We start from the raw sequence: 14,665 nt of genomic DNA, 5'->3' as shown, positions 1-14,665 counted from the left end.
GTGAAGCGAGCCACGCGCGCGCAGGAGACTCGCCATTTTCCTCGGAGAGAGCATTCCCCTCGTGGCGATGGACACCGGCTCTCGTCGATGTCCCCGAAGGCGAGGATCGCCGGCTTCGGCGCGCCCGCCGAAACGCCATGTTCTCTGCGTCCGGCGCCGGACTGGCATTCACGGCATGCCGGCGGGCCGCCGCCGGGGAGGGCGCCTCACGGGCCCGCGCCGAGCGCCTCCTCGACGGCGCGATCGATCTCGCGCTGGTCGAGGGCGCGATCGCCGGTGCGGGCGCCGAGCCGCTCGAGCGACGCCGCGGCGGGGTACGTGAGCCGCCGGAGGTCGGCGGCGTTGACCTGCGTGTGGCCGCTCCACTGCCGGAAATACGCGTCGACGAGCGTGGAGCTCAGGAACGCGCGCAGGCCGCGGGCGAGGAGCGGCGGCAGCCCGGCGCCGCCCCGGTGATAGACGTTGAGGTGGTTCTCGAAGCCCACGCGCGCGCAGGGCACCACCTCCGGATCGAACACGGCCGCCGTGATGCGCCGGCGCTCCTCCTTCGAGGAGCAGCGCTTGACCACGACATAGGTCCCGCTCGGCATCCAGAGGTGGGCTGTCGCGGCGCAATCGACCAGGGCGTTCGGCTTCTTTCCGGGCCTCGGCCAGCGGACCACGCCGGCGTCGAGGTGCGCGGGGTAGATGAGCGGCGCGGTGTCCGCCGCGGGGTCCGTGCGGAGGAGCGCCCGAGCGCGGAAGTCGACGACCTTGCCCGTGGAGATCGAGAGGCCGAGATCGGCGAGGCGCGCGGGCAGCCGCGCGAACGCGTCCGCCACGTCCTTCCCGGCCTGATCCGGGACGACGTGGATGAAGCGCTCCGGGTCGCCCGGCCGCACCACCTCGGCGAGGGGGACCACCCGCGCCGCGATCGGCGCGTCGTCCGGGCCGTTGCTCGACGAGACGAGCACGGCGCCCGGCGGCGCGCCCTTCACGCCGCAGACGACGACGTTCTCCTGCAGGATGTCGTCCTCCGCGAACGCCGCCGTGCGCGACTCGAAGACGTGCACCCGGAAGAGCGACATCTCGCGCAGGAACAGCTCGCGGAAGGCGCGAAAATAAGGGCCGTTGCAGAAGCTCCTCGGCGTGATGGCGACGAGCTCGCCGCCGGGCTCGAGGACGCGCACCGCGAGCGCCAGGAACGCGGCGTAGAGGTTGCTCGCCTCGATCCCGGCGCGGCGCAGCGCGCGCCGGGCCGCCGAGCGGGCGCCGAGCTTCTTGTAGGGCGGGTTCAGGATCGCGTGGGTGAAGCCCGCGCGCGGCCCGGGCAGGGAGAGCTCCTCGACGGCCGCGGCGATGAAGTCGGCGCGGACGGCGCGCCCGTGGAACGCGATGCCCGCCGCGCGGCAGGCGTCGCGGCACGCGCGCATGCCTTGGGAAAGATGCTTTACCAGCGCGGCATCGAGCTCATAGCCGACGGCGACGATGTCCGTCGGCGGGTCGGGCCGGGAGCACGCCTCGGCGACGAGCGCCGCGGTGAGGGAGCCGACGCCCGCGCCGGCGTCGAGGACGCGGATGGCCCCGCCGAGGCGCTGGAAGAGCGACGCCATGAACGAGGCGAGGCGGGGGGGCGTCAGGAACTGGCCGAGCTCGGAGCGCCGGGCGGGGTCGAGGCGCAGGGACGCCTGCGCTCGGTGGCGATCGACCGTCTGGAGCAGGGACGCCGGCGGCGAGCGCCGGAGCTCTCGGGCTGCGCTCATCGGCTGGCCGCCATGGGTGCCGGGGGGCCGGTCGCGCGGGTCGCGCCGGGGCGGCTCAGTCGACCTGGTGGGCCCGGAACGAGACGACCGCCCCGCTCGTCTCCAGGCAGCGATGGATCCAGGGGGCGTCGCTCGCGCGCACGGCGATGAGCCGGACGTCGCCGGCGCCGTCCAGCGCCTTGAGGCCCTGGAAGCCGACCGCCTCCGCTTCCTGGAGCGTCATGATCTGCGCGCCGGTCTCGCGCAGCACCTCGGCGCTGAGCAGGTCGGCGCTGCCTGTCCCCGGGGCGAGGACCACCTCGAACACGGTCATCATGGGGCCATGGTCGCCGGGCGGCGGAGCGCCGACAAGGGCCGTCGCATGGGCCCGCGCGGCCGGTCACCCCTTGCCGGCGGCCTCGCGCTTCGTCTCGAGCTCCTCCCACCGGCTGACGAGGCGCGCGGCCTCCTGCTTTTCGCGATCGAGCTCGGCGAGCAGCCCCGCGACGTCCGCGCCGCGGCTCGCGTAGAGCGTCGGATCGGCGAGCTCGGCCTCGAGCGCGCGTGCCGGGCCTGCGCCTCTACAGCTTCAAGCTCCGCGCGATGATGTTGCGCTGCATCTCGGAAGTGCCCGAGTAGAAGATGCTGCCGAGCGCGTCCCGCAGGTCGCGCTCGACCTGCTGCTCGGTCATGTAACCGTACCCGCCGAAGATCCGCATGGCGTCCATGCACGACGCCACGTAGCTCTCGGAGACGTGGAGCTTCGCCATGGCCGACTCGAGCAGCGCAGGCCGCCCTCTGTCCTTGAGGGCGCCGACACGGTAGACCAGCATCCGGCACACGTCGAGGCGGACCTTCATCTCGACGAGGGCGTGCGATATCGCCTGGAACCTGCCGATCGGCTGGCCGAACTGCCTGCGTGAACGCGCTTGACTCAGGCACTCCTCGAGCTGGCGGCGCATGACGCCGAGGCAGCTCGCCAAGATGGATCCGCGCTCCCACACCATCGAGCACTCGAAGACCTCCGCGCCCCGCCCCTCGCGGCCGAGGCGGTTCTCCACGGGCACATGGCAGTCTTCGAAGATGAGCTCCGCCATGGGAGAGCTCCTGAGCCCCATCTTCTCCAGCGGCTTGCCTATCGAGAGCCCGGGCGTGCCGCGCTCCACGAGGAACGCCGTGATCCCCATCGGGCCGAGCGCCGGGTCGAGCGTCGCATACACGACGTAGAGCCCAGCCACGCTGGCGTTGGTCACGAACGTCTTCCGCCCGTTCAGGAGATAGCCGTCGCCCCGCCGGACCGCGCGCGTCTTCATGGAGAAGACGTCCGACCCCGCGTCCGGCTCGCTCGCCCCGTTGGCCCCGATCAAGGTTCCATCGCTGAGCGGCTCGAGGTATCTCTGCTTCTGCGCTTCGCTCCCGTAGATGGATATCGGTATCGAGTTGGTCCACAGGTGTGCGTTGATGGAGAAGAGCAGCCCCTGATCGCGGCAGCCGTAGCCGAGCCCTTCCATCACGGCGATGACGTCCGTGAGCCCCAGGCCGAGCCCGGCGTGCTCGCGCGCCACCGGCATCCGCAGCAGCCCGAACTCCGCGCAGCGCTGCCACCCGTCGCGATCAAACGTGCCCTCTCGATCCCTCCGGATCATGTCCCCGGCGAGGGCAGCGCGAGCGAACCGGACGGCGTCGTCCTGGAGGCGTTGTTGCTCTTCGGACAGGTCGAAATCCATGACGCTCACGTGGCGTGCAGCGCGCCGAGGAGCGCCTGATAGTCGATCTTGCCGGTCGGCGTCCTCGGCAGCTCGTCGATGAGCTTGAACGCGTCCGGGCTCATGTACGAGGGGAGCTCGCGCGCGCAGAACGCCTTCAGCTCGATGAGGGTCGGGCGCGCCTCTCCGCGCGGCACGAGGAACGCGGCGATCTGGACGCCCTCCGGCGTGTTCCGCGCGACCGCCGCGACCTCGCGGAGCAGCTCGTGGCGATGGAGCCCGCTCTCGATCTCCCCGAGCTCGATCCGGTATCCCCGGCGCTTGACCATGCGGTCGCGGCGGCCGCAGTACACGAGCTCGCCGTCGGGAGCCCGGACGACGACGTCTCCCGTGTTGTACCACCGCCGGCCTCCGCGCTCGATGAAGCACCTCTCGCCGAGCTCCGGCCGCCCAAAGTAGCCGCGGAACACGGACGGGCCCGCGATGTAGAGCAGCCCCTCTCGCCCCGCGTCCACCTCGCGTCGATCCGCCTCGTCGAGGACCAGCGCCGCGCAGTGCGAGCAAGGGCGACCGATGGGGTAAGGCTCGGCGCGCTCGTCGTCGGGCGGCGTGGGCAGGCGGAAGAAGGTGCAGACGTTCGTCTCTGTCGGCCCGTACAGGTTGTAGTACGTCGGGTGGGGCCAGAGCTCCCTGAGCTGGCGCAGCCGCTTCACGGGGAACACCTCGCCAGCGAACAGCACGAGGCGGAGCGAGCTCGCGTCCGCCTGATCGAGGCCGCCGTACTCGGCCATCATCCCGAGCGCAGCCGGGACCGAATACCACACGGTGATGCCTCGCTCGGCGATGAGGTGCGCGAGTTGCTTCGGGTTCGTGGCGGCGTCCTCGGAGATGAGGCACAGCCTCGCGCCATGCTTCAGCGGCAGGTAGAGGTCGAGCACCGACAGGTCGAACTGGAACGGAGCATGGCTGGAGAAGCGATCGTCCTCCGTCGGCGAGAACGTCTCGGAGCACCACTCCACGAAGCTCGTCGCGTTCGCGTGGGTCAACATGACCCCCTTCGGGAGCCCCGTGGAGCCGGACGTGTAGAGGATGTAGGCCAGCGCGTCGCCGTGCTCGCCCCGCGCCTCGCCGCCGAGCGGCTCGTGCGCGAGGACCTCGGCGAAGCCGAAGGCCGGGCGCGCGATGCCCGCCGGGACGTCCCCCGGACCGCTGGAGGGCGGCGCATGGCTGCCTTGGGGCGGAACCATGACCACGATCTCGGCGGGGCACCGCGCTGATCCGGCGTAGAGCGACTCCAGGCATCGCGGGTCGGCGAACAGCGCTTTCACCGCGCAGTCGCTCAGGATCGCGCGGCCCCGCTCCGGTGGAGCGCGCCAGTCGATGGGCACGTAAGCGGCCCCGGCCTTCATGGTCCCCAGCATCGCGGCGACGGCGGCGGCGCTCTTGGGCAGCGCGATTCCCACCCGATCGCCGCGCGAGACGCCCCGTGAGACCAAGAATCCTGCGACGCGAGCGACGTGGTCGGCGAGCTCCCGGTACGTCACGCCGCGGCCGAGCGGCTCGACGACGGCCACGTTGTCCGGGGATCTCCGCGCGCTCTCTTCAAGATAGGAGACGAGATGGGGCATGGCCCTCCTCCACCGCGAGCGACGTCACCGCGACCGCAGGCGCTCGTCCACGAAGGTCGCGATGGCGTCGATGGTGCCGAAATTGTCGGCGCCAGCGTCCATGGCCTCCACGATCATGTTGAACTGCGATTCCACGAAGTAGACGGTCTTGAGGGTGCCCATGGAGTCGAGGATGCCGGTCTTGCGCAGATCGGTGTCATCCTTGAGGTTGGCGGGGGACTCCCCGGGGAGAAACTCGGAGAGTATGAAATCCCGCAGCGTTGACTTGATGTCTTCCTTCGTCATCTGATCCTCTGCTGTCGCGGTGCCTTGGTTGACGGCCCGCGGATCACGTCGCGGGCTGCTCCGCCCTCGGCAGCGCGGCGCCGCCGAGCCGGACATCGCCCCAGCGGATGACCGCCGCGGTGGCCTCGGCCTGGCCGCCGAACGTGTAGAGCAGCACGAGATCTCCTCGCCTCAGCCGCCTCGTGCGCGCGCCGTGGTGGAGGTTGACGGGCATGAGCGCCGGCCCGATGTTCCCGTAGAGCGGGAATGTATCCACGATGCGCTCTGGGTCGATCTTCAGCGCACGTGCGCTGAAGGACGCGTGCCATGCGGTCGGCGTGTTCACGACGAAGAGCGCGACGTCGTCGATGTCCACCTTGGCTGCCTTGAGGGCCCCGCGACAGGCCTTCAGCAGGTAAGGTTCGGCCGTCGTCCGGAGGACATGGGCGATGCTCTCGTCGACGCGCAGCCGGATCTTGCGCCCGCCTGCCGTGGTGCCCGTGGGGTCGGGCGCGGTGTCCATGAGCCAGGTGCCGCAGGTCTCCCCCGTGTGGACGCTCTTCGAGCCGAGGAGGCCCTCGCCTGGCGCCGCTCGGCCGACGACGAAGGCGCCTGCGCCGTCGCCGCACAGCATGGATGTCGCCTCCGCGTCGTCGATGGCGCGGGAGAAATTGCAGGTCGCGACGACGAGCACGTTCTCATTGCGCCCGCTCTGGACGAGCGCGCACGCGATCAGGAATGCCACGAGCGAGCCGGAGCACGTCGCCTCCACGTTGAAGGCGCCGCCCTCGTGCCCGAGCTCTCGCGCGATGAAGCCCGCGTCTCCGGAGCCCACCCGATCGGGGAACATCGAGGTGGCCATGACGAGATCGATGTCGCGGGGCGAGAGCGAGGCCGCCTCGATGGCTTGCCGCGCAGCCGCAAGGGCCAGCGTCGTCGTCGACTGACCAGGCCCGAGCACCCGGCGCTCCACGGCCCCGTGGAACGGATCGTCCAGATAGGGCGCCATCTCTGCGTCGATGATGAGCCGGTGAGATGGCAGGAGGCGCTTCGTCGCCTCCTGCCCGCTCGAGGCGCGCTTTCGGCGCTGGCGCTCCTCCGCTTCCCTCACCCTGGGGAATCTCTCTCTCCAGTAGTCGTTGGTGCGGATCTCGCTGGGCATCGTCGCCACGAGTGAACGGAGTCCTGCGTGCATGGAGATTTTGGGCCGGCTCGCTGTGAGGATACGCGAATTATCGGTAGCCCATGGAATGGTCCGACGAGGCGTGGCGCCCAATACAGCATTCCGCTGTAGAAAGATAGCCCCAATTGCGTCCGAGACGATTAGCGAACCCGGTGCGTGACATCTCGGTGAAATGCATCGCTCCGACGCGCGGAGGGGCGCTCACGCGTGTAGCGCCGTCGCATGGCCCGCGCGGCCGGTCACCCCTTGCCGGCGGCCTCGCGCTTCGTCTCGAGCTCCTCCCACCGGCTGACGAGGCGCGCGGCCTCCTGCTTTTCGCGATCGAGCTCGGCGAGCAGCCCCGCGACGTCCGCGCCGCGGCTCGCGTAGAGCGTCGGATCGGCGAGCTTGGCCTCGAGCTCGGCGACCCTCTGCTCGGCCGCGTCGATCCGCCCGACGATGCCCTCGAGCTCGGTCCGCTCGGCGAACGTGAGCTTCGGCTTGTCGCCGGCCCGCGCCGCGGGCTTCGCCGCCGCCTGCGCGGGCCGGGGCTCCGCGGCCTGCGCCTTCGCGGCCCGCGCCGCCGCCTCCGCTTCCGCCTCGGCCGCGGCGTGGGCGCGCTGCTCGCGGTAGGCGTCGTAGTTGCCCGCGTACCGCACCACCCGGCCGCCGCCCTCGAACGCGAGGATCGAGGTCGCCACCCGGTTCAGGAACCAGCGGTCGTGGGTCACGACCAGCGCCGACCCGTCGAGCTCGATGAGCATCTCCTCGAGCGCGGCCAGGGTCATCACGTCGAGGTCGTTCGTGGGCTCGTCGAGGATGATCACGTTGACGCTCTGGGTGAGCATCTTCGCCAGGGCGACCCGCGCCCGCTCGCCGCCGGAGAGCGAGCCCACCGGCTGCCGCGCCTTGTTCGGATCGAAGAGGAACCGCTCCAGGTAGCTGCGCACGTCCATGGATCGACCGCCGACCTCGACGCGCGTGTGCGAGCCCGCGATGTTCTCGAAGATCGATTTGTCGAGGTCGAGCCCGCTGCGGTGCTGGTCGAAGTAGGCGACGCTCGTGTTCTTCCCGAGCACGACCTCGCCTTCCATGGTGGGCCCGCGCGGGTCGGAGAGCGCCGCGCCGTCGCCCCCGGCCTCGAGCTGGCCGAGGATCGCCCGGAGCATCGTTGTCTTGCCCGTCCCGTTGCGGCCGACGATGCCGACGCGCTCGCCCTTGGTCAGGGAGAAGTCGAGGCCGCGCACGAGCCATTTGCCGTCGACCGCGAGGCCGAGCTTCTTCAGCTCGAGGATGGTCTTGCCGGTGCGCACCGACTCGACCGAGAGCTGCGCGGTGCGCTCGGCCTTCGGCGGCGGGGCGGCCTTGGTCGTCTCGGCGCGCTGGATGCGCGCCTTCTGCTTGCCGGTGCGCGCCTTCGGCTGGCGCCGCAGCCACTCGAGCTCGGTGCGCAGGAAGTTCTGCCGGTTCGACTCGGTGCGCGCCTCGAGCGCGAGGCGCTCGGCCTTCTGCTCGAGGTACTCCTCGTAGCCGCCGTCGTAGCTGTAGACCTTGCCCTTGTCGATCTCGAGCGTCCGCTCGACGACCCGGTCGAGCAGGTAGCGATCGTGGGTGATGAGGAGCAGGGCGCCGGGGTGCTCCTCGACGAGGTAGCGCTCGAGCCACTCGACGGTCTCGACGTCGAGGTGGTTGCTGGGCTCGTCGAGCACGGCGAGGGCCGGTCGCGAGACGAGCAGGCGGGCGAGGGCGACGCGCCGGCGGTCGCCGCCGCTGAGCACGCTCATGGGCGCGTCGGGCCGGGTGACGCCGACGTGGCCGATGATGGCGTCGACCCGGTGCATCATGTCCCACCCGCCGAGCCGCTCGACGTCGGCCGCGGCCTCGGTCTGCTCGGCGAGCAGCGCCTCGGCGTCGCCGGAGCCGGCGGCCAGCGCGCGGCTCACCTCGTCGTGGCGGGCCTTGGCGGCGTGCCACGCGGACAGCCCGGCGAGCACGACGTCGCGCGCGGTGTCGGACGGCTCGAAGACCGGGTCCTGGGAGAGGACGCCGATCTCGGCGCCGCGGCGGCGGGAGATGGTGCCGCCGTCCGGCGGCTCGACGCCCGCGAGGATGCGGGCGAGCGTGCTCTTGCCGGAGCCGTTCAGCCCGACGAGGCCGACGCGCTCGCCCGTGCGGATGGTGACGGAGACGCCGTCGAGGATGGTCTGCGGGCCGAAGGCTTTGTGGAGATCGTGAGCGGTGAGGACGGGCACAGGGCGCGGAGCTTAGCGCAGCGGCCGCCGCATGGGCCCGCTTTGCTGCGAGGGCGCTGTCACCGCCCCGCGCGCCGCGAGCGCGGGCGGCGGCGCGGCACCTCGCCGGCGCGCCGCTGCGCAGGCTGCTCGCCTCGCTCGGCCGCGCGCTCGCCGGCTGGGGGCCCGGGGCGAGCGCCGCTGCGACTCAGCCGCTCATGGCGGTGTCCACGAGCGGCGCCGTGACGCTGGCAGAGGAGCCGCCAACCACGTACACGTACCGCGGTCTCCCAGGATGGTTCCTGGCCACACGGGTTTCCACAGCAGCTTTACGTGATCCCCAATCCAGATCTGAAGTTTCTTCCCTGGGCGCCACTTGACAGGCCGCTCCTCGCTGTGATGCCGTGTCTCTGAGGTCGTTGCAGGTCTGATCTGGGCGCGAGGGCAGCGCGCGCGACCGTACGAGCCACGTACGAACGAGCGGCGACGCATCAGGAGGGGACTCATGACGATGACTGGGCGAGGTTGGGCAGCCGCCATCGGGCTCGCGCTGATGACGGCGGCGTGCGGCGCGAGCGATACGGACGCGGCGCAGGCAGCCGCACCCATCAAGCGAGTACCGCTCCCTCCGAACGAGTTCGTTCCGGAGAAGATCGAGGCGACGATCGACGAGCTCGTCGCCGAGATCAACAAGAGCTCGATCCAGCCGATGCAGATCGCGGTGTTGCTGAAGTCCCTCCACGACTTCTTTGCGCCGATCGCCACGGGCGCGAACCGGGCCATGGGTGAGCTCGGGGCCTCCGGGAGGGCCACGGGGAACGTGCTCGGGTCCACCGATGCTTCGCCAGATCAAGAGCAATTGACGGAGTTCCAGACGGAGCAGATACGACGTGCGTTGGCGGAGGGCGCCGAGGGGGTAGCCATCACGCCCTTCGGCGAAGGCAACGCGGCCGCGCTCGACGAGGCCATCGCGGATGGGATCCCCGTGGTGACGCTCGACACCGATCTGGCGGGCTCGAACCGCTCGATCCACGTCGGGATACGCAGCTATTCTGCCGGGAAGGCGGCGGGGGACACCCTGCTCCGGATGCTGCCCAAGCCGCCGGGCACGGTGCTCATCCACGGCTGGGCCGACCCGATCTGGCTCGACGGTGTCCATCGAACCGACGGCGCCAGGGACGTGTTCGAGGAAGCCGGTTACGACGTTATCGTACATCAGTCGATCTATGATGACGAAGCCAAGGACGTCGAGGTGATGAGGGGCCAGATCGAGGACGCGGACCCGCCCGTCGTGGGCCTGATCGGGATGTTCAGCGACTCGTATCGATGCGTGCTGGCCGCGGACGCCGCGCGCGCGACGGGCCTCCCCATCGTCACCTTCGACTTCGCGCCGCAGACCGCCGAGTACATGCGCCAGGGTCGCATCAGGGCCACGCACGTCCAGCGGCAGTACTACGAGGGATACCTCGGTCCCTACATCGTCTACGGCATCAAGAGCATCGGCCTCGACGCGGTCAAGCAGATCCTCGCGCCCCAGCTCGTCGAAGGCAGCCTGTTCGACCTCGGCGTCGGCGTGGTCCTGTCGAAGCAGGTCGGCGCCTACAACGACTTCCTCGGCGAGATCGGCGCAGAGCAGTAGCGACGTCGCCATTCGAGGAGGACCCCGCGCGGCACCGAGCGCGTGCTCGGGCGCGGCTCCCGGGGTCCTGCCGGCGGCGCCGGGCATCTCCATCCCTCAAAGCAGGCTCTTCTGTGCTGATCCGGTGACTTGCCGTCCTCGGGATCACCCCGGCGCGAGACGAAGGGTTCTCCCCGGTAGCAACGGGCGCCGACGCGACCCATGTTCGTGCTCCACGCTACCAGGGTGGCGAGATCTGCCGCGCAGCGCAGTCGCGCGTCGGAGGCGTGTTTGACGCCCATGGCTCGCAAGGAGGAAAGGAGGCACAGGATGCGAGATCGATTCGATAGGGACACGGACTACGGACGGAATGAGCGCCGCTGGGAGCAGCGCTACGAGGACGACCGGAGCTATTCCACCGAGCGCGGCTGGGCTCGCGACGAGCGCCGCCGCGCGCTCCCGATCTACGATCACGGGGACGCCGCGCGCGACCACCGCGACTGGGGTCGTGAGCACGGTCGCACGTACAGGCCCACGACGCAGCGCGACGACCTGGGCCGCTCTCTCGATGACGGTCGCTTCGCCGGCGGCGACCGTGGCCTCGACGACCAGGCCCGCGGCTTTCCGCATGACGACCGCGGCGGCGATTACGTCGGCGGCCGCGATACGAGCTGGAGCTTCGGCGGCAATCCCCTTCCCCCCGCGGCCAGCGCGTACAGCTTCAACCTCGGCGGCGCGTATCACCTCGGCATGACCCGCGTCGTGAGCCCCGATGCCCACGTCGATGAGGCGTGGCGCGACGGCCCGTACCACGGGGAGAGCCACGATCTCGCGCGCACGGCACGCGAGTCCGGCCACTCGGCGCTGGAGGGCGTCAGCCACGCGCTCCACAAGGTCGGAGATCGCGTGCGCAGCGCGCTCGGCCGTGGACCGAAGGGCTACAAGCGCTCGGACGCGCGCATTCAGGAGGACATCTGCGAGATGCTCTCGGACCGCGGCGACATCGACGTGAGCGATGTCACGGTCCGGGTGGAGAACAACGAGGTGACGCTCGAGGGCACGGTGCCCGAGCGCCACCACAAGCGCATCATCGAGCACGTCGCCGAGGGCGTGCGGGGCGTCGAGGACGTGCACAACCGGATCCGGGTCCAGCGCGCCATCGAGCCGACGACCCGCTCGACCGCCACGGCGGGCACGATGGGCGATGCCGCGCTGGCGGGCACGCCGCAGGGCGCGTCTCGCCCGACGGCGAGCCACGCGGCGCGGACCTGAGCCCGCGCCCCGGGCGTGCGCCGCGGCCGGTGGCGCGAAGCGCTGAGCGCCTGCCGGGCTCCGCAGCTCAGCGGTCCGGCGGATCGGCCCGGTAGCCCGGCTTCGGACCGGCCGGCGCGGAGGGCGCCGCGACGCCTGGCCTCTCGCCCGCGGCGCCCTCTGCGCCGGGCGGCGCCGCCGAGGGCGCCGGGCCCGCGTCGCGCGCGGGCGCCGTCACGGGCGCGGGGCCCGCGTCGCGCGCGGGCGCCCCCGCGCCGCCCGCCTCGCCCCCGGCCCCGACGAACCGGACCCGCCCGAACCGCCGCGCCCGGTGGAAGTTCCCCTCGCCCAGGATCGGCGACCACGCGGCGCCGCCGTTGTCCTGCATGGCATAGAAGTTCATCCGCCACGCGTCCCCCGGCGACGGCGGCGCCGCCTTCGCCTTCGCGAACGCGCTCCACGGGATCTTCGCCTCGACCACGTACCCCCGGTCCTGATCCGAGCCGTCGTCGATCGTCCCCCTCAGCGTCACCGCGCTCGTCAGCCCCGCGCTCCACTCCTGATGACCGAAAGGCCCGCTCGGGCCGCCCCTCGGAGCGTTGTAGTCGTCGAACCGAGAGTCGAAGACGAGGTTCTGGGGGCTGATCTGGATCTCGTAATAGTCCTTGTTGTCCCCGTCGCCGTCCGGGTCGATCATCACCTCGACCGTGTCCCGCTCCCACAGGTGCGGGTCCCGCGCGTCCTGCGGGAATCCCCCGGTGATCGTCGCGTCGCTGACGTCGAACCCGACGTAGAGGAACGCATCGTCCCAGAGCAGCCGCGCCTCGCCTTGCGTGGGCAGCGACGGCTCCTCGCGGCCGGTGCCCACGTTGACGAACGGGCCGGTCCTCGCCGCCGCCTGCCACGCCGGCTCGTCCAGCCGGCCGTCGATGGTGACCGCCGCGCCGGGCGAGAGCTTGCGCACCTCGAGCTCCTTCACGGCCGCGGGCGCCCTCCGCTGGCCCTGGCCGGCGCCCGCGCCGCTGCTCGCCGGCGCCCGGCCTGCGGACCCGGCGGCCGCCGCGTCCTGCTCGCCCCCGCCGCCGCGGGAGCACGAGGCGGCGAGCACCGCGGCCACCAGGCCGAGGGCCCGCCGGCGCGCGCCCGCGTCGTGCGCCTCGCGCGCCTCGTCGACCGAGCGCCGCTGGCTGCGGGGGCGGCGCATCGCGGCCGCCGCTACTTCCGCCCCTTCTTGCGGGCGTCGCGCTCGCGCTTGCGCTGCGCCTTCTTGGCGTTGCGCTCGCTGGCGCTGAGCGTCTTCATCTTCGTCAGGGTCGGGCCTCCGGCGCCGGCGCCCGGGAAGCCGCCCATGCCCGGCATGCCCATGCCGGGGAAGCCCATGCCCGGGAAGCCCATGCCCGGGAGGCCCATGCCCGGCATCCCCATCCCGGGCATGCCGCCGCCGGCCATCATCTGCTTCTGCATCTCGCGCATGTTCTTGGCCATGGCCATCTGCTTCATGCCCGGGATCTTGCCCATGAGGCCCATGTTCTGGCCGAGGCCGCTCATCATCTGGCGCATGAAGAGGAACTTCTGGACGAGCTCGCTCACGGCCTCGGGCTTCGAGCCCGAGCCCTTGGCGATGCGCTCCACCCGCTTCGGCTCGCGGACGAGCGCGTAGGGGTCGCCCTTCTCGAAGGGCGTCATCGACTGGATGATCGCCTGGATGCGGACGAGCTCCCGGTCGTCCAGGTTGACGTCCTGCGGCAGGCCGCCCGGGAACATGCCGCCGAGGGGCAGCTTGTCGACGAGGTCCTTCAGCGACCCCATCTTCTGGATCATCCGCACCTGGTCGAGGAAGTCGTCGAGCGTGAAGTCGCCCTGGAGCATCCGCGCGGCGTCCTTCTCGGCCTTCTTCTGGTCGACGACCTCCTCGAAGTCCTGCATCAGGCCGACGACGTCGCCCATGCCGAGGATGCGGCTCGCCATGCCGTCCGCGCGGAACGGCTCGAACTTGTCCGCCGTCTCGCCGATGCCGCTGAAGAGGACCGGCGCGCCCGTGACCTCCTTGATGCTGACCGCCGCGCCGCCGCGGGCGTCGCCGTCGAGCTTCGTCAGGACGACGCCGCTGATCGACAGCCGCTCGTTGAAGCCGCGCGCCGTCTTCACCGCGTCCTGGCCGATCATCGCGTCGACCACGAGGAAGATGTTCTCCGGCGACGTCGCCTCCTTGATCTGGGCGAGCTCCTGCATGAGCGGCTCGTCGATCGCGAGGCGGCCGGCGGTGTCGTAGATGATGACGTCGCGGCCGAGCCGCTTCGCCTCGCCCCGGGCCGCGGCACAGATCGCGACCGGCGACTCGCCGGGGAGGTTGAACACGGGGATCTTGAGCTGCTCGCCGAGCACCTTGAGCTGCTCGACGGCGGCGGGGCGCTGCATGTCGGCGGCGACGAGCAGCGGCTTGCGCCCCGCCTTCTCGAGGTAGCGCGAGAGCTTCGCGCAGCTCGTCGTCTTTCCGGAGCCCTGGAGGCCGACCATCATGATGCCCGTGGGCCCGCCGTCGGCCCAGGCGATCTCGTCGCCCTCGTGGGTCATCATCGCCTCGAGCTCGTCGTGGCAGATCTTGATGAAGTGGTCGCTCGCCGAGACCTGGTGGACCTCGCCGGCGTGCTTCACGCGCGTCTCCAGGGTGCGGCCGAGCGCGGCCTGCTTGACCCGGGCGAGGAACGCCTTGACCACCCCGATCTCGACGTCCGCCTCGAGCAGGCTCAGCCTCACCTCGCGGAGCGCGGCGTCGATGTTGCTCTCGGTGAGCTCCGTGAGCCCGGCGAGGCGGTTTCTGGCCTGACGAAAGCCCCGTGTCAGCGTGTCGAACATGGCAGGGCGGTCTTAGCACAGGGGACCGCGAGCGCGGATCCCTTGCCCGGTCCGGAAGCGATCTCTCTCGGCGGCGCGGGCCCCCCATGCACCGCGCGGGCCCCCACGACGCACCGCGCCCCGCGGCGCGGGCCGTCACATCCCGCGCCGGGCGCGGCGGAGGCCCGCGAGCGCCTCGGCGCGGGCCGTCACATCCCGCGCCGGGCGCGGCGGAGGCCCGCGAGCGCC

General features: G+C 71.3%; 11 protein-coding genes and 1 pseudogene. 2 read left to right on the top strand and 10 right to left on the bottom strand.

Features of this window, described 5'->3' with window-relative positions; translation table 11 throughout:
* Positions 1 to 206 precede the first annotated feature (206 nt).
* From WME98_RS20455 to WME98_RS20420, 8 genes and pseudogenes are all read right to left on the bottom strand, one after another.
* The gene (locus WME98_RS20455) at positions 207 to 1,742 is read right to left on the bottom strand and encodes an Eco57I restriction-modification methylase domain-containing protein (protein WP_437952796.1); all 1,536 of its coding nucleotides are present in this window, start codon (positions 1,740 to 1,742) and stop codon (positions 207 to 209) included.
* 55 nt (positions 1,743 to 1,797) lie between these two features.
* Positions 1,798 to 2,058: a hypothetical protein gene (locus tag WME98_RS20450; RefSeq protein WP_020741734.1), complete on the bottom strand. Its 261-nt coding sequence runs from the start codon at positions 2,056 to 2,058 to the stop codon at positions 1,798 to 1,800.
* A 63-nt stretch (positions 2,059 to 2,121) separates the two neighbouring features.
* Positions 2,122 to 2,223 (bottom strand): annotated as a pseudogene (locus WME98_RS20445) (hypothetical protein); the annotation flags it as partial.
* A gap of 79 nt (positions 2,224 to 2,302) precedes the next feature.
* Entirely contained in the window at positions 2,303 to 3,448 is a 1,146-nt protein-coding gene (locus tag WME98_RS20440) for an acyl-CoA dehydrogenase family protein (RefSeq protein ID WP_437952795.1), read from the bottom strand.
* A 5-nt stretch (positions 3,449 to 3,453) separates the two neighbouring features.
* A complete protein-coding gene (locus WME98_RS20435) occupies positions 3,454 to 5,055 on the bottom strand; it encodes an amino acid adenylation domain-containing protein (protein ID WP_437952794.1) in 1,602 nt (533 codons plus the stop codon).
* 24 nt (positions 5,056 to 5,079) lie between these two features.
* Complete coding sequence (locus WME98_RS20430; RefSeq protein ID WP_437952793.1) at positions 5,080 to 5,340, bottom strand: acyl carrier protein; 261 nt, start codon at positions 5,338 to 5,340, stop codon at positions 5,080 to 5,082.
* A 43-nt stretch (positions 5,341 to 5,383) separates the two neighbouring features.
* The gene (locus tag WME98_RS20425; protein WP_437952792.1) at positions 5,384 to 6,481 is read right to left on the bottom strand and encodes a 3-oxoacyl-ACP synthase III family protein; all 1,098 of its coding nucleotides are present in this window, start codon (positions 6,479 to 6,481) and stop codon (positions 5,384 to 5,386) included.
* 260 nt (positions 6,482 to 6,741) lie between these two features.
* Complete coding sequence (locus WME98_RS20420) at positions 6,742 to 8,733, bottom strand: ABC-F family ATP-binding cassette domain-containing protein (RefSeq protein ID WP_437952791.1); 1,992 nt, start codon at positions 8,731 to 8,733, stop codon at positions 6,742 to 6,744.
* Between the two features lie 484 nt (positions 8,734 to 9,217).
* Between WME98_RS20420 and WME98_RS20415 the strand changes: the two genes are divergently transcribed.
* Complete coding sequence (locus WME98_RS20415; RefSeq protein WP_437952790.1) at positions 9,218 to 10,351, top strand: sugar ABC transporter substrate-binding protein; 1,134 nt, start codon at positions 9,218 to 9,220, stop codon at positions 10,349 to 10,351.
* Between the two features lie 309 nt (positions 10,352 to 10,660).
* Complete coding sequence (locus WME98_RS20410; protein WP_437952789.1) at positions 10,661 to 11,602, top strand: BON domain-containing protein; 942 nt, start codon at positions 10,661 to 10,663, stop codon at positions 11,600 to 11,602.
* Positions 11,603 to 11,669: 67 nt separating this feature from the next.
* On the opposite strand, the gene WME98_RS20405 is transcribed toward WME98_RS20410, so the two are convergent.
* Together WME98_RS20405 and ffh are read right to left on the bottom strand one after the other, a co-directional pair.
* Positions 11,670 to 12,785 carry a carbohydrate-binding family 9-like protein gene (locus tag WME98_RS20405; protein ID WP_437952788.1) on the bottom strand — a complete coding sequence of 372 codons (1,116 nt, stop codon included), beginning with the start codon at positions 12,783 to 12,785 and terminating at the stop codon, positions 11,670 to 11,672.
* 11 nt (positions 12,786 to 12,796) lie between these two features.
* Positions 12,797 to 14,437 (bottom strand): signal recognition particle protein, encoded by a 1,641-nt coding sequence (gene ffh / locus WME98_RS20400; RefSeq protein WP_437952787.1) that lies wholly within the window; start codon positions 14,435 to 14,437, stop codon positions 12,797 to 12,799.
* Positions 14,438 to 14,665 lie beyond the last annotated feature (228 nt).

Origin of the sequence: Sorangium sp. So ce296 (assembly GCF_051529605.1) — a bacterium.
GTDB lineage: Bacteria > Myxococcota_A > Polyangia > Polyangiales > Polyangiaceae > Sorangium > Sorangium cellulosum_D.
This window is presented reverse-complemented; position numbering and strand designations above follow the sequence as displayed.

Coding starts and splice junctions, on each gene's coding strand:
- WME98_RS20455 (WP_437952796.1), bottom strand. CDS start 1,742: ATGAGCGCAGCCCGAGAGCTCCGGCGCTCGCCGCCGGCGTCCCTGCTC.
- WME98_RS20450 (WP_020741734.1), bottom strand. CDS start 2,058: ATGATGACCGTGTTCGAGGTGGTCCTCGCCCCGGGGACAGGCAGCGCC.
- WME98_RS20440 (WP_437952795.1), bottom strand. CDS start 3,448: ATGGATTTCGACCTGTCCGAAGAGCAACAACGCCTCCAGGACGACGCC.
- WME98_RS20435 (WP_437952794.1), bottom strand. CDS start 5,055: ATGCCCCATCTCGTCTCCTATCTTGAAGAGAGCGCGCGGAGATCCCCG.
- WME98_RS20430 (WP_437952793.1), bottom strand. CDS start 5,340: ATGACGAAGGAAGACATCAAGTCAACGCTGCGGGATTTCATACTCTCC.
- WME98_RS20425 (WP_437952792.1), bottom strand. CDS start 6,481: ATGCCCAGCGAGATCCGCACCAACGACTACTGGAGAGAGAGATTCCCC.
- WME98_RS20415 (WP_437952790.1), top strand. CDS start 9,218: ATGACGATGACTGGGCGAGGTTGGGCAGCCGCCATCGGGCTCGCGCTG.
- WME98_RS20410 (WP_437952789.1), top strand. CDS start 10,661: ATGCGAGATCGATTCGATAGGGACACGGACTACGGACGGAATGAGCGC.
- WME98_RS20405 (WP_437952788.1), bottom strand. CDS start 12,785: ATGCGCCGCCCCCGCAGCCAGCGGCGCTCGGTCGACGAGGCGCGCGAG.
- ffh (WP_437952787.1), bottom strand. CDS start 14,437: ATGTTCGACACGCTGACACGGGGCTTTCGTCAGGCCAGAAACCGCCTC.